Genomic DNA, 14,936 nt, shown 5'->3' with positions numbered 1-14,936 from the left:
TTAGCCCCTCGACTCCATAGTGCCTGCCAGAACCGTCAGGACAAGTTGTTGATAATCAAGACCTGCAGCCTTAGCGGCCATGGGAACAAGACTGTGATCAGTCATACCGGGAACAGTGTTGACTTCCAACAGCCAGAAACGACCTTGCTCGTCCTGCATCACATCAACACGCGCCCACCCCGCAGTTCCTACAACCTCACAAGCACGACGAGCCAATACCTTAAGCTCCGACTCTCGCTCACTATCAAGGCCACAAGGGACTTGGTAACGAGTATCGGATGCCAGGTATTTGGCCTCATAGTCATAGAAGGCATGGGTAGTACCTAGACGAATAGGCGGCAGCACCTGATCGCCCAAAAGAGCGATAGTAAACTCAGGACCGCTTATCCATTGTTCAACAAGAACTTGCGAATCATACGTCGAGGCAGACTGCCAAGCGGTGATCAGTTCATCGACGCTGCTCACCTTGGCCATACCAATGCTGGAACCTTCATGGGCGGGTTTGACGATTAGTGGAAACCCGAGTTCCTTAGCAGCGGCTCGACAATCAGACTCACTGCACAAAACAGCATATTTAGGCGTAGAAAGGCCCTGACTTAGCCAAAGGTGCTTTGTTCGCAATTTGTCCATGGCCAGCGCAGAAGCCAATACACCGCTTCCGGTGTAAGGTATGCCGAGGCACTCCAACAAGCCCTGCATACTTCCGTCCTCACCGCCACGTCCGTGCAGAACGATAAAGGCACGGTCTACCTGCTCAGCACTCAAGCGCTGTAACAGGTCTTGGCCAACATCGATACCGAAGGCGTTAACACCTGCAGCCTGTAGCGCACCCAGCACCCTCTTTCCCGAATTCAGGGAGACTTCGCGCTCGGCACTCTTGCCGCCATACAGCACGGCAACCCGGCCATAATCAGCCGGCTGGATCGACATTGGATTAAGGATGGCGCTCATAGCGACTTCCTCAGTGCATCAGAGTTGAATAAAGGACTTTTTATCAATTGCGGAGCCAGAGTGCCGATATCACCAGCACCTTGGCAGAGGAGAATATCCCCAGCCCTCAGGAGAGGTTTGATAAGAGGAGCAAGCTCGGTACCACGTTCGATATAGATTGGGTCTAACTGACCACGCTGGCGGATACTATGACAGAGACGGCGACTATCGGCACCTGGTATCGGCTCTTCGCCCGCCGGATAGACCTCCATCAGTAATAATACGTTGGCATCGGCAAGAACCTGTACGAAATCGTCATACAAATCTCGTGTGCGACTATAGCGATGGGGCTGGTAAACCATGACTAACCGGCGCTCAGGCCAGCCGCCACGTACGGCCTTTATTACGGCAGCAACTTCACGCGGGTGATGACCATAATCATCCACTAACATAACGCTGCCGTTCTCGACAGGAAGGTCGCCATAGACCTGGAAGCGGCGACCTACCCCCTGGAACTCGGAAAGGCCCGCTACGATGGCGTCATCGCTAAGCCCTTCATCTGTTGCAATGGCAATAGTTGCCAGCGCATTCAGTACATTATGTACACCTGGCATATTCACAGATACCGCCAACGGCTCGCGGCCATTGCGCAGTACAGTGAAGTAGGTACGCATACCTTTCTGGCGAATCTCCACTGCTCGGACATCGGCATCCTCGCTGGTGCCATATGTCACAGTAGGACGGGCAACCTGAGGAATGATCTCACGAACGATTGGATCGTCGACGCACAGTACAGCCAGCCCGTAAAACGGTAAGTTGTGCAGGAAATCGATGAAGGTCTTCTTGAGCTTGCTGAAGTCCCCTTCGTACGTATCCATGTGATCCGCATCTATATTTGTCACTACCGCGACCATAGGCTGCAGGTGCAGGAAGCTCGCATCACTCTCGTCAGCCTCGGCAACAAGATAGCGACTGGTTCCAAGCTGAGCATTGGTTCCTGCTGCATTCAAACGACCGCCGATCACAAAGGTAGGATCGAGCCCCTCGGCAGCCAGTACAGAAGCGACCAGACTTGTGGTCGTGGTCTTTCCATGTGTACCTGCCACGGCAATACCATGCCGATAACGCATGAGCTCGGCCAGCATTTCGGCACGAGGGACAACAGGAATACGGTTTTCAAGGGCTGCAGCCACTTCAGGATTGGATCTATTGATGGCGCTGGAAACAACCAGCACATCCACGCGCTCCAGGTTTTCAGCGCTGTGGCCAATATAGATCTTGGCGCCGAACTGCTGCAGGCGCTCGGTAACAGGAGAAGCCTTAAGGTCGGATCCGGAAACTTCATATCCCAGATTGAGTAGGACCTCGGCAATTCCACACATGCCTACCCCGCCAATTCCCACAAAGTGAATTCGCCGAATGCTACGCATACGACGCACTTCTGCCTGGATCGCACTTTGAGATTTAACCATTGGCAACCTCCAGGCAGGCATCTACCACGGCTAGGGTTGCGTCAGGTTTAGCCAGGGCACGGCTACGAGCGGCCATGGCAGTCAATCGTTCGGGTTGCATTAAAACCTCAGTTAGCTGTGCGGCAATAGCCGTCGCATCAGTCATTTTTTGCGGGAACAAAAGAGCAGCGCCCTCGTTCACCAAAAATTCGCCGTTACGTGTCTGGTGGTCATCAATGGCATGAGGCAGCGGGATCAAAAACGCTGGCAAGCCTGCCGCTGTAAGCTCGCTTACAGTAAGGGCACCTGCACGACAGATCACAAGGTCAGCCCAGGCATAGGCCTCAGCCATATCAGAAATAAATGGCACTACGTCTGCCTCGAGGCTCAAGGCGTTATAACGCTCCTGGGTCACCTCAGCATGTTGCCGCCCTGCCTGGTGTCTTACGTTAGGGCGCAGGCCAACTGAGACCTGAGCAAGCATTTCAGGCACAAGCTTATTGATAGGCTCAGCGCCCAGACTGCCACCTAGAATCAACAAGTTGACTTTGCGCCCTTCTAGAGAAGGCCGTACTGCTTGTAGAAAAAGCTCTTTACGAACAGGGTTACCTGTACTCAATCGCTTAGAGGACGCAGCAAACGTAGCCGGAAAGCCTTCGCATACTTTGCTAGCGATAGGCGCAAGCAGGCGATTGGCCGTGCCGGCAACCGCGTTTTGCTCATGAATGATCAACGGTACGCCTGATAGGCGAGCCGCCAAGCCGCCCGGCCCAGTGACAAAACCGCCCATGCCCAGTACACAGACCGGCTTAAGGGTACGCATGATGCCAAGGGCCTGCATCAGAGCACCACTAAGCTGAAAAGGCGCCTTTAACAGGGATTGCACGCCCTTACCTCGCAAGCCGGTAACAGTAATACGATGCAAGGGAAGCCCCGCCTGCGGAACAACATCATTTTCAATACCACGAGGAGTACCCAGCCAATGCACTGCATACCCTCGGCTTTCAAACTCCCTGGCACAGGCCAGTGCCGGAAAAACGTGTCCGCCGGTACCACCTGCCATGATGAGGACATTACCGGACATCAGCAAAATCCTCTTCCGAAAACTCAACTTCTTCATCGTTCATGAGCGTACGTCTTTCCCACTCGATCCGAAGCAACAGCGCCATACTGATGCAGCAAACGATTAGCGAGCTTCCGCCATAACTTAAAAAGGGCAATGTCAGGCCTTTTGTAGGCAGGAGCCCCACATTCACACCAATGTTAATAAGGAACTGGCCAATCCAGAGCATGGAAAGCCCATAGGCCATGTAAGCGGAAAAATATTGCTTGGCCTGCTCTGCCCAATAGCCAATGTAAAGGCCACGCACGCACACGAAGAGGAATAGACCCACCGTAGCCAGTGCGCCGACAAGCCCTAGTTCTTCTGCCAGAACAGCAAATACAAAGTCAGTATGTGCTTCAGGTAGATAGAACTGTTTCTGGATACTGTTTCCCAACCCGAGCCCGAACCAGCCACCTCGACCAAATGCAATCAAGGCCTGAGTGAGCTGATAGCCCGAGCCAAACTGATCGGCCCAAGGATCGGTAAAGGTGATCAGACGTTGCATACGGTATTCCTGGGTCTGAACCAGAATGAATACCGCCAGGACAGCTAAGGCCACCATCAAGACAAAACGAAATAGCCCTACGCCTCCCAAGAACAGCATAATAGCTGCCGCCCCCATCATTACGACCGTGGCACCAAAATCAGGCTCGCGCAAGAGAAGCATGGCCAGTGGCAACAGCACGATGAAGGGTTTGAAGAAGCCCGCCCAGCTACGGCGTACCTCCTGCTCACGCCGTACCAAATAGCCGGCCAGGTAAATAACGACAAACACCTTGGCTAGTTCAGAAGGCTGAATGTTAAAGAAGCCAAAGCCGATCCAGCGCAGCGATCCGTTTACCTCACGACCGATACCCGGAATCAACACCATGATCAGCAAGGCGAAAGCTGCAATTAGCAGGGTTCCACCAAAGCGCTGCCAGGTGGCCATCGGAATCATAAGGATCGCTCCACAACTTACGATTCCTATCGCCAAATAGATAAGATGGCGAAACATGTAATACAGCGGGTTCCCTGCCTGAGCCGCCGCCACCTCTGACGAGGCGGAGGTGATCATCACCAGACCCAAGCCGAGTAAAGCAAGGCAGCCAGCCAGTAAGGGAAAATCAACATCGATACCGTTTCGGCTGATTAGCGGAGAAGGGTAAGGACGCAGCAAAGGAAACATCAATTGAGCGTCTCCACGGCCTGAGCGAATAACCGCCCACGCTCCTCGAAGTTACGGAACATGTCCAGGCTTGCACACGCCGGCGACAGTAGAACGGCATCACCTGGCTCGGCTAGCTGTGCGGCCCTCTCGACAGCCTCCTTTAGCGTAGCGACATGAACAACGGCGATATCTGAGTTTAAGGAGTCAGCCAGGCGCGCAGCGTCCCGGCCCAGCAGAACAACTGCGCGGCAAAAAGCACTTACTGGCTTACGGAGCGGCTCGAAATCAGCACCTTTGCCATCGCCGCCTGCCAGCAGCACCAGCTTGCCTGCGATGTCACTCCCCAATCCTTCAATAGCGGCTAACGCAGCACCTACGTTGGTAGCTTTGGAGTCGTTGTAATAATGAACGCCAGCCCTCTCACCGACCCACTGGCAACGGTGAGCCAAGCCTGAAAACTCGCGAAGCGCCTCCAGCATCGGCTCAAAAGGTAGCCCCGCTGCGTGCCCTAAGGCTAAAGCAGCTAGGGCATTTGCCTGGTTATGGGCCCCGCGAATCTTCAAGTCCTTTACAGGCATGAGCGGAGTGAACTGAAAAGCTAGCCACTTCTCACCATCACGCTCACGTAGACCGAAGCCATTGAAGTCCGGCTGACCACATCCGAATGTCCAGCAAGGCACCTGCTCAGATACCAATGGGCGAGACAAAGGATCGTCCCGATTGACGACTACCTGATGAACACCTCTGAAGATACGGTGTTTGGCAAGATGATAGGCAGCCATACCACTGTAGCGATCCATATGGTCTTCGCTGACATTCAATACCGTGGCCACCTGGGCATTTAACCGTTCGCAGGTCTCCAACTGAAAGCTGGACAGCTCAAGAATATACAGCTCGACATTGTCATCAAGCAGGTCCAGCGCAGGTGTTCCAAGGTTTCCCCCTACACCTACTCGCTTACCTGCCTTACGTGCCATTTCACCAACAAGCGTTGTAACGGTGCTTTTGGCATTGGAGCCAGTGATCGCAACAATAGGTGCTTTGGCCAGACGAGCGAATAAATCGATATCACCCGATAACCTGACACCCTGCTCCGCTACCTTTTGGATAGCAGGCGTCTGTAGCGAAAGGCCTGGACTCACATAGAGCTCACTTGCTCGTCCTAGAAAATCAGCATCCAACTCACCGCAACGCACCTCTACATATGGGTATTGAATGCGCAGCGTTTCCAGCTCAGGCGGATTTTCCCGAGTGTCTACCACAGCGAATGGGGTGCCTTGGCTCGCCAGATAGCGAACCAGTGACATACCACTCTTGCCGAGGCCTACAACGATGCGGAACTGGTCGGAAGCGATCAGACTCATGGTTGCCTTACCTCAGTTTCAGCGTAGCCAGACCGATCAACACCAGAATGACGGTGATGATCCAGAACCGAACGATAACGCGCGGTTCAGGCCAGCCTTTAAGTTCAAAATGGTGATGTATTGGTGCCATGCGAAAAACGCGACGGCCGGTGAGTTTGAACGAGGCAACCTGAATCATTACTGACAAGGTCTCCATCACGAACACACCACCCATGATGAAGAGCACAATTTCCTGTCTTACGATAACGGCGATGGTCCCAAGCGCCGCACCCAAGGCTAGTGCGCCCACATCCCCCATGAACACCATGGCCGGATAAGTGTTGAACCATAAGAAGCCCAACCCTGCGCCTATCAATGCGCCACAAAAGACAATTAGCTCACCAGACCCCTCTACATAGGGAATCAGAAGGTAATCGGCAAACCTCACGTTACCGGAGAGGTAGCAAAAGATACCTAGAGCACCGCCTACCATGACAGTCGGCATGATGGCCAAACCGTCTAGACCATCAGTCAAGTTGACGGCGTTACTTGATCCGACGATGACAAAATAGGTCAGCACAACGAAGAAAATCCCAAGCGGGATTTCGATGTTTTTCAGCAGTGGAACAATGAACGTTGTCTCGATAGGTGACTTGGCAGTCATATAAAGGAAGATCGCCGCTCCTAAGCCAAACACTGATTGCCAGAAGTATTTCCACCGGCTAGGCAAGCCTCGAGAGTTCTTCTCGATTACCTTACGATAGTCATCCACCCAACCAATAGCGCCGAACAGGAATGTGACAGCCAGGACAGTCCATACATAACGGTTGCTGAGATCCGCCCAAAGCAGAGTACTGATACCTATCGATGTCAGAATCAATGCACCGCCCATCGTAGGGGTGCCAGACTTTGAAAGGTGTGACTGCGGTCCATCGTTACGTACCGCCTGACCAATCTGCCGTATTTGTAAGGTACGGATCATCCATGGCCCCAAGGCAAGTGAAAGCACAAGCGCTGTCAACACACCAAAAATGCCACGTAGGGTCAGGTACTGAAAGACTGCGAAGCCCTTATAGAATTGTTGCAGGAACTCCGCCAGCAGCAACAACATCAGTGTTTCTCCTCAACATCTTTATTGCACAGCGCTAAAACGACTTTATCCATCGCTGCACTACGCGAGCCTTTGATCAAAAACGTGGATTCGGAGGCTGCTTCGAGGAGCAGCGCCTCGATTAATGCAACCTGGTCATCAAAGTGGCGGGCATTAGCACCAAAGGCCTCAGCGGCATGCTTCATGAGGGGACCCACGGCATAGAATGCGGAAACCTTGCCCTTCGCATACTCACCGACTTCCTGATGAGCGGATTCAGCCCACTCACCCAATTCACCCATATCACCCAATACAAGAATGGTACGACCAGAAAAACCGGTCAGAACATCGACGGCAGCTTTCATGGATCCCGGGTTAGCGTTATAGCTGTCATCAATAACGCGGGAGCCATTGATGCCCAGCTTGCTTACCGTCCGCCCCTTAACCGGCTGTAGAGCTTCAAGCCCTTGGACAATATGCTCAAGTCCCACACCTAGGGCATGGGCAGCGGCGGCGGCTGCCAGTGCATTTACAACGTTATGCTCCCCTAGGAGGTTCAGCTGAATGTGAGCAGAGCCCGCCGGACTAACCAGCGTGAAAGATGAGCAGCCACGGTCATCACGCATGACATCCACAGCCCGGAACATAGCCGTGTCATTCAGGCCAAAGCTGATAACGGTGCGACCCTTGGCTCGTTTTCTCCAGATTTCGAAGGCCTGATCGTCCCGGTTTAAGATGGCAGTGCCGTTTGCTGCCAATCCCTCCAGAATCTCACCCTTAGCCTCGATAATTTTTTCGACACCGCCAAACTCGCCTACATGGGCACGCCCCGCATTGGTAATGATGGATACATGCGGATGAGTAAGCCCTACGGTATAAGCAATCTCGCCCAGGCGTGAAGCGCCCAGTTCGATAACGGCATACTGATGATCCTGCTCCAGCTTTAACAGTGTCAGCGGAGCGCCTAGATCATTATTCAGGTTGCCCTGGGTCGCTAGGGTCGAGCCCAGCGTGCTCAAAACGGCTGCTAGCATTTCCTTGACTGTTGTTTTGCCACTTGAGCCAGTAACGGCAATCACCGGCCTCGCAAAAGAAAGCCGATTAAGTTCGCCCAGCTGCCCTAGAGCAACACGCGTGTCCTTCACAATCAGTTGAGGCAGATCCAGGTCGGGCTGCTCTTTTTCGACCAGTGCAGCAATGGCCCCCTTTGCCGCTACGCTAGACAAATAGGCATGGCCATCGAATCGAGGCCCTGTCAGCGCAATAAACAACTGTCCCGCCTCCAGCGTACGACTGTCAGTCGACACTGCTGTAAAACTTACATTTTGTCCTTTCAGGAAAGCCGAAAGCGGGCCGGTCAAATCCTGAAGAAACATTGGTTTAAGCATTGCTGTCGCCCCTTGCAACCAGCCCACGAGCGGCCTGCTCCAAATCGGAGAAAGGCATCCTGATACCATTGATTTCCTGATAGTCCTCATGCCCTTTTCCAGCAATGAGCACTACATCGTTACAGGCAGCCATTTCGATGGCATACGCAATAGCCTCATCGCGAGCGGCAATAAATGTTGCACGTGCTGGCTCATTAAAGCCGGCACGAATATCGTCAATGATTCGAGAACTGGACTCTGTACGAGGATTGTCATCGGTAACGATGACAACGTCGGCCAAACGCTCGGCGATACGAGCCATCAGCGGGCGTTTTCCGCCATCACGATCACCACCACAGCCGAACACGCAGACCAGACGCCCTTTAGTGTGAGGACGCAAGGCATTGAGAACCTGCTCAAGTGCATCAGGGGTATGGGCGTAATCGACTACGACAAGGGGTTGCGCTCCGCCTCCCAACCGCTGCATACGTCCGATTGGCCCCTGAAGCGCTGGCATGACGCCCTGGATATCGCTCAGAGTAAAGCCCATACCTAGCAAGGCCCCTACTACGGCGATCAGGTTGCTGAGATTGAAGCGGCCAATTAACGAGCTGACTAGCCTGGCCTCGCCATAAGGAGTCACTAGATCGGCTTGGATACCGGCATCACTAAAAGAGATTTGCTTGCAGCAAACCGTAGCGGCCGGATTTTCTAGACTGAATGTAATCAGCTGAGAGGTGTGCTTGGCCTCAGCCAAATGACGGCCCTGGCTGTCATCGATATTGATTACCCGAGCGCGTAGGGAAGACCATTGAAACAACTTGGCCTTGGCAGCGGCATACGCTTCCATAGTGCCGTGGTAATCGAGATGGTCTCTGGACAGATTGGTAAACACTGCAATATCGAATTGCACCGCAGCTACACGCCCTTGCTCTAGCCCATGGGACGAAACTTCCATCGCAACGGCTTGAGCACCCTGATCCTTGAGCATGGCCAATCCGGCCTGCACGGCAAAGGGGTCGGGTGTTGTATGTCGGCCAGCCTCAAGTGCTCCCCAAAAACCTGTGCCCAAGGTGCCCACGATACCGCAACGCTGCTTTAAGCGTTCACAGGCCTGGGCAATTAGCTGGGTCACACTGGTTTTACCATTGGTACCGGTAACACCTATTAGAGTAAGCGCTGCGCTGGGTTCGCCGTAAAAGCGCCCAGCAATAGCAGAAAGCTGAGCACCAAGCCCTTTAACCGGAACAAGAGGTACTGCAGCAGGAGGCAAAGCAGGAGCCTGGTCCGCCTCATAAACTACTGCCGACGCGCCCTTGCTAATTGCCTCAGCAATATGCAGACGTCCATCACGCACCCCACCGGGTACTGCAAAAAAAACAGAGCCTGGCTGGACGTGTCGGCTATCCAGACAAAGTGCTTTTACCGAAACGTCATTGCTGGCCTGCGGCACTAACTGGGCAAGAGGTACTTCCATCAACCGCGCCCTCCATTAGGGACTTCAGCAGCGCTGGCTTGCTCCTGCTCCGGCAGCGGTGCAATGTTGTCAGGTGAAACGTTCATAAGCCGCAAAGCACCTGCCATGACTCGACTAAAGACAGGCGCCGAAACTACACCGCCGTAATAACCGCCCTTACTGGGCTCATCAATGACAACCACCATGGCAATACGCGGGTTGCTAGTCGGTCCAAAACCGGCAAATAAAGAGCGATATGAGTTTTGCGCATAGCCTTTAGCGCCTACTGCTGCCTTGCGTGCAGTACCGCTTTTTCCAGCAACGTGATACCCCGGAACCTGGGCACGGAACACCCCGGTAGGCGCCTCAATTACTTGCTGCAGCATACCCTGAAGGGTTTTAGCCACTTGTTGGGGAACAACTTGAGACCCCTCGGGAGACCGCTCTACGCGTGTCAGGGAAAGCGGGATAAAACTTCCATTATTAGCCAATGTGGCATAGGCATGTGCCAGCTGAATGGCGGTGATAGAGAGGCCATAGCCGTATGAGAGCGTCGCCGTTTCAGCGGGATGCCACTTACGGTAGTTCGGAAGATTACCTACGCGCTCACCGGGAAAACCCAACCCCGTGTCCTGCCCAAGACCAAACTGTCGCATGGTGTTATAAATGGCTTCGCCACCAATATCGAAGGCAATCTTGCTCATACCCACGTTACTGGACTTGATCAGAATACCTGTCAGATCAAGCGGGCCTTGGCTGCGGGCAACGTCTTTGATCGTATAGCGGCCGATCTGCAAATAGCCCGGATAGACGTTGACCGTGTCCGATGGTTTCCAGCGCCCACTTTCCAAAGCAGCACTCATTGAAAGCGGCTTCATTGTGGACCCTGGCTCGAACACATCAATCATGGCCCGATTGCGCATGCTGGCGGGGTTCAGGCTGCGACGATTGTTCGGGTTGTAGGTAGGCTGGTTGACCATGGCGAGAATCTCACCCGTTTTGACGTCGACCATCGTCAGGCTGCCGGATACGGCGCCGAACTGTGCCAGCGCATTACGCAACTCACGGTTCGCCAAGTATTGAAGACGCAGATCAATAGACAAGGCAATGGAGTTACCGGGCTTGGCATTCTTCGCGACCTGGACATCCTTAATAACCCTGCCCCGACGGTCTTTTAGGACCTGCCGCTTGCCAGGAACACCGGCCAGCCAATCGTTGAAAGCCAGCTCAATACCTTCCCGGCCACGATCATCGATATCGGTAAAGCCAACAACATGCGCCGCGACTTCGCCAGCGGGATAGAAGCGCCGAAACTCTTCAATGTCATAAACACCAGGAATCTTGTGCTGCTTGACCGTAGCCATTACAGCCGCACCTTGCTCTGGTGTTATTCCTCGGACCAGATAGAGGAATTCTCGATTGGCGTTCCGCTCCAACCGCTTGGCCAAGCCGCCATACGCCTGACCTACGGACTCAGCAAGAATCGACCACTTCTCTTTGGCACCCGCCAGCTCCTTGGGGTTTATCCAGATTGTGCTAACGGGTGTACTAACAGCAAGCGGCTCACCATTACGATCAGTAATCAAGCCACGGTGAGCAGCAATGGGAATGGTTCTGACGCTTCGAGCATCCCCTTGTCCTTTCAGGAAGGCGCGATCAATGACATGCAGGTCAACGACACGCCAACCAATGGCGGAAACCATACCTGCCAAGCCAAGGACAACCAGGCGAAATCGCCATGGATGCTGAATGCCTTCCAGTTTCATCACGGCGACACCATCTTGATCTCTTCAGGATCAGGGATGCGCATCTTGAGCTGATCACTAGCCAGTGCCTCGATCCGGCTGTGAGCCGTCCACGTGCTTTGCTCAAGCAATAGACGCCCCCATTCAGCTTGGGCTTTGTCACGGACGCTCAACTCGGAGTACAGCGTATTAAGCAACTGCCGATTCCAATGAGCGCTGTAGGCAACAGCAACAGCAGACAGCAGGACGGCTATAAAAAGAACCAGCATGGTCATACTGCCCTTGGGCAGACGCTTTACAAAGAGACTACTCATCGCAGTTTCTCCGCAATACGCATGATTGCGCTTCGGGACCGGGGATTGATGGACAACTCAGCCTCGGAGGCATATACAGGCTTGCCTACCAAAAGGGCACGAGGCTCGAAAGCCTGTGTACGTATGGGAAGATTTCGTGGAAGCTTATCGGCCTCGCCCTTAGCCAGGCGACGCATGAAGAGCTTGACGATTCTGTCTTCCAGGGAATGAAAGCTGATCACCACGAGCCGCCCGCCTACAGCCAAGCTTTCAAAGGCGGCGTCTAACCCTCTTTCCAGATCACCCAACTCGTTATTGATAAAAATCCGAATGCCCTGAAACGCTCGCGTAGCCGGGTGCTTGCCTTTTTCCCAGGCAGGATTTGCGTCAGTCAGCACCTGGGCCAGATCAGCTGTACGTGTAAAGGGAGTAATTTCTCTACGCTGCACAACAGCCCGGGCCATCCGCTTGGCAAACCGCTCCTCTCCATACTCTTTAAAGACGCGGCTGATTTCGTCTTCTGGCGCGGTTGAAATCCACTCGGCAGCACTTACGCCACGAGACGAATCCATACGCATATCCAAAGGACCATCATGCATAAAGCTGAATCCGCGCTCAGGATCATCTAGCTGCGGAGAAGACACGCCTAAATCGAGAAGCACGCCATCCGTACGTCCCGCCCAGGCGCGCTGCGACAGCTCCTCGCCCATATCGGCAAAGCTGCGCTGCACAATGACAAAGCGGCCATCTTCGGCCGCCAGTGCTTGTCCCGACTGGATCGCTTGAGGATCCTTGTCGAAACCAAGCAGGCTTCCGCTTTTAAGTCGCGCAAGGATTGCACGGCTATGCCCTCCGCGGCCAAATGTGCCATCGACATAAAGGCCTTCGGGACGCACAGCCAGCGCTTCGACAGCTTCGTCGAGCAAGACAGTGACATGGCTGAACGTAGTGGTCATATTCACAGGATCAAATCGCGCAGTTCTTCCGGCAAACCGCCGGGTTCCTTGATTGCCTTGAGGTCGCTTTCACACAGACCATTCCAGGCACCCTCATCCCACAGCTGAAACTTGTTCAGCTGCCCTACCAGTACAGCGCGCTTATCCAGGCGAGCGTAATCCCTTAAGCGAGGTGGCACTAGAAAGCGCCCATTTCCATCCAGCTCAAGGTCTACGGCATTACCAATTAGCAAACGCTGCAAACGACGTGTTTCTTCTCTTAAAGATGGAAGTTCACGGAGTTTGCTTTCGATGATTTCCCATTCGGGAAGGGGATAAACGCAAAGGCAAGTATCAATGGCATCAATTGTCACGATGAGCTGGCCGGCACAACGCTCTAGAAGCTCATCACGGTACCGACTTGGCATCGTAAGGCGCCCCTTGGCGTCAAGGCTGATGGCATTCGCTCCACGGAACAAGTTGCTTCTTCCTTTGGCTGGCTTTCCCTACCATTAAATCCCACTTTTAACCACTTCGTACCACCGGGCACACTATATTGACGCGCTCCCCCCACCGTCAAGGCGAGCCCATTGCACAAAAAGGCTTGCAGACTAAGGAGTTACAGAAATTATGAGGCTTTTAGCGAACCGGCGGGAAACATAGTTTTCCGACAAACGGAAATTAACTCAACTAATTGGGTCGACTAGTTAAAGTAATTTCTTAGATAGGACTGTGGGCAGGTATGTGAAGCGGGAGAAAGAAAGGGGGTGGAGAGTCGATCTGTAAGCCGGGTTCTGTCGAGAACAGTCATTCCTCTAGGACAGCCATCACTAGCTGCCTCAAGCAACCTACCCGAATCCAGCGCGGGCCACGCCTATGGATTCCTATTTGGTCTTGCTCCAGGTGGGGTTTACCTAGCCACGAACTGTTGCCAGCCGTGCGGTGCGCTCTTACCGCACCTTTTCACCCTTACCGGCGCTTGCGCGCTTAGGCGGTTGTTTTCTGTGGCACTTTCCGTAGGCTCACGCCTCCCAGGCGTTACCTGGCACCTTGCCCTATGGAGCCCGGACTTTCCTCCCCTCCTGTTGCTTGCGCAATAGGAGCAGCGACTGTCCGATCGACTCTCCGGGCGCAAGGGTACCTAGATACCAGGCGTATAACAACCTTGACTTTTACTCTTTGCTCTGCTGCTCAAGAGCATGCTGATACAGCATGTTCTTACGCTCTCCGGTAATCTCGGCGGCGATTGCAGCCGCTCGTTTGAGAGGTAATTCAGCTAACAGGATGTTGAGAACCCTAATAGCCTCGGGGCTTAGCGAGTCCTTATCAGGCGACTCATAGCCTGCGACCAATAAAACACACTCCCCTCGCTGCTGATTGGCATCAGAGCGTATCCACCCGACCAGCTCCTCAAGTGGCGCATCTTTGATGGTTTCAAAGGTCTTGGTCAGCTCCCGAGCCAATACAGCGATCCGGTTGCCTCCCATAATTGCGGCGAGATCCTCAACGCTTTCCATCAAGCGATGGGGCGCTTCGTAAAAAATCAATGTCCGCTCTTCCTGCTTCAGGGCGTCCAGGCGGCTCCGTCGCGCTGTCGTCTTGGCGGGAAGAAAACCCTCAAAAATAAACCTGTCAGACGGGAGTCCCGCAGCAGAGAGTGCAGCAATGACAGCACTGGCGCCTGGAACCGGCACAACCGGAATATGCGCCGCACGCGCCTGTCGCACCAAGTGAAAACCAGGATCGGAAATCAGCGGGGTTCCTGCATCAGAGATAAGCGCGACACTTCCTCCTTCGAGCAGGCGATTAATGAAGCGCCCACCCTGCTCGCGCTCATTATGATCATGACAAGCCGCCAACGGCGTATTGATGCCAAAATGCTGAAGTAGCCGCGAGGAATGGCGCGTATCCTCGGCAGCAATCAGCGATACCTCTTTCAGAATGCGCAGCGCCCGGGCGCTAATGTCCTCCAGATTACCAATGGGGGTTGCAACGATGTAAAGCGTGCCGGGAGTACTCATAATGAAACTCTTGTATCAAGAAAGGCATCCATTGTACGCGTTTCGAGGCA

At 53.8% G+C, this 14,936-nt stretch carries 13 protein-coding genes and 1 other RNA gene; all 14 read right to left on the bottom strand.

The genetic code is table 11. The annotated features are described in order from the left end of the window. The 14 genes from IEX86_RS07485 to rsmI all read right to left on the bottom strand — a co-directional run bounded on the left by IEX86_RS07485 (position 1) and on the right by rsmI (position 14,886). A complete protein-coding gene (locus IEX86_RS07485) occupies positions 1–951 on the bottom strand; it encodes a D-alanine--D-alanine ligase (RefSeq protein WP_188865505.1) in 951 nt (316 codons plus the stop codon). After that, on the bottom strand, positions 948–2,402 hold the full coding sequence (murC, locus tag IEX86_RS07480) for a UDP-N-acetylmuramate--L-alanine ligase (protein ID WP_188865504.1): 1,455 nt from the start codon (positions 2,400–2,402) through the stop codon (positions 948–950). Before murC ends, IEX86_RS07485 begins: the two co-directional genes overlap by 4 nt. Next, complete coding sequence (gene murG, locus IEX86_RS07475) at positions 2,395–3,465, bottom strand: undecaprenyldiphospho-muramoylpentapeptide beta-N-acetylglucosaminyltransferase (RefSeq protein WP_188865503.1); 1,071 nt, start codon at positions 3,463–3,465, stop codon at positions 2,395–2,397. The genes murC and murG overlap by 8 nt, the downstream gene beginning before the upstream one ends. Continuing rightward, a complete protein-coding gene (gene ftsW, locus IEX86_RS07470; protein WP_188865502.1) occupies positions 3,455–4,654 on the bottom strand; it encodes a putative lipid II flippase FtsW in 1,200 nt (399 codons plus the stop codon). Before ftsW ends, murG begins: the two co-directional genes overlap by 11 nt. Next, positions 4,654–6,000, bottom strand: a complete 1,347-nt coding sequence (gene murD / locus IEX86_RS07465) for a UDP-N-acetylmuramoyl-L-alanine--D-glutamate ligase (protein WP_188865501.1) — start codon at positions 5,998–6,000, stop codon at positions 4,654–4,656. Before murD ends, ftsW begins: the two co-directional genes overlap by 1 nt. A gap of 7 nt (positions 6,001–6,007) precedes the next feature. Then, positions 6,008–7,090, bottom strand: a complete 1,083-nt coding sequence (mraY, locus tag IEX86_RS07460; protein ID WP_188865500.1) for a phospho-N-acetylmuramoyl-pentapeptide-transferase — start codon at positions 7,088–7,090, stop codon at positions 6,008–6,010. Continuing rightward, positions 7,090–8,457, bottom strand: coding sequence for a UDP-N-acetylmuramoyl-tripeptide--D-alanyl-D-alanine ligase (locus tag IEX86_RS07455; RefSeq protein WP_188865499.1), 1,368 nt, complete (start codon positions 8,455–8,457; stop codon positions 7,090–7,092). The genes mraY and IEX86_RS07455 overlap by 1 nt, the downstream gene beginning before the upstream one ends. Continuing rightward, positions 8,450–9,913 carry a UDP-N-acetylmuramoyl-L-alanyl-D-glutamate--2,6-diaminopimelate ligase gene (locus tag IEX86_RS07450; protein WP_188865498.1) on the bottom strand — a complete coding sequence of 488 codons (1,464 nt, stop codon included), beginning with the start codon at positions 9,911–9,913 and terminating at the stop codon, positions 8,450–8,452. The genes IEX86_RS07455 and IEX86_RS07450 overlap by 8 nt, the downstream gene beginning before the upstream one ends. Then, a complete protein-coding gene (locus IEX86_RS07445; RefSeq protein WP_188865880.1) occupies positions 9,913–11,658 on the bottom strand; it encodes a peptidoglycan D,D-transpeptidase FtsI family protein in 1,746 nt (581 codons plus the stop codon). Before IEX86_RS07445 ends, IEX86_RS07450 begins: the two co-directional genes overlap by 1 nt. After that, positions 11,658–11,951 (bottom strand): cell division protein FtsL, encoded by a 294-nt coding sequence (gene ftsL, locus IEX86_RS07440; RefSeq protein ID WP_188865497.1) that lies wholly within the window; start codon positions 11,949–11,951, stop codon positions 11,658–11,660. Before ftsL ends, IEX86_RS07445 begins: the two co-directional genes overlap by 1 nt. Then, the gene (gene rsmH / locus IEX86_RS07435; protein WP_188865496.1) at positions 11,948–12,886 is read right to left on the bottom strand and encodes a 16S rRNA (cytosine(1402)-N(4))-methyltransferase RsmH; all 939 of its coding nucleotides are present in this window, start codon (positions 12,884–12,886) and stop codon (positions 11,948–11,950) included. Before rsmH ends, ftsL begins: the two co-directional genes overlap by 4 nt. Positions 12,887–12,888: 2 nt before the next feature. Further along, positions 12,889–13,344: a division/cell wall cluster transcriptional repressor MraZ gene (gene mraZ / locus IEX86_RS07430; RefSeq protein WP_188865495.1), complete on the bottom strand. Its 456-nt coding sequence runs from the start codon at positions 13,342–13,344 to the stop codon at positions 12,889–12,891. A gap of 288 nt (positions 13,345–13,632) precedes the next feature. Continuing rightward, positions 13,633–13,990: RNase P RNA component class A (gene rnpB, locus IEX86_RS07425), an RNA gene on the bottom strand. 47 nt (positions 13,991–14,037) lie between these two features. Next, entirely contained in the window at positions 14,038–14,886 is an 849-nt protein-coding gene (gene rsmI, locus IEX86_RS07420) for a 16S rRNA (cytidine(1402)-2'-O)-methyltransferase (protein ID WP_188865494.1), read from the bottom strand. Between the last annotated feature and the right edge of the window lie 50 nt (positions 14,887–14,936).

Origin of the sequence: Pseudomonas asuensis (assembly GCF_014646755.1) — a bacterium.
Classification (GTDB): domain Bacteria; phylum Pseudomonadota; class Gammaproteobacteria; order Pseudomonadales; family Pseudomonadaceae; genus Chryseomonas; species Chryseomonas asuensis.
Note: the sequence above shows the minus strand (reverse complement) of the source record. Positions and strands in the feature narration are given on the sequence as shown.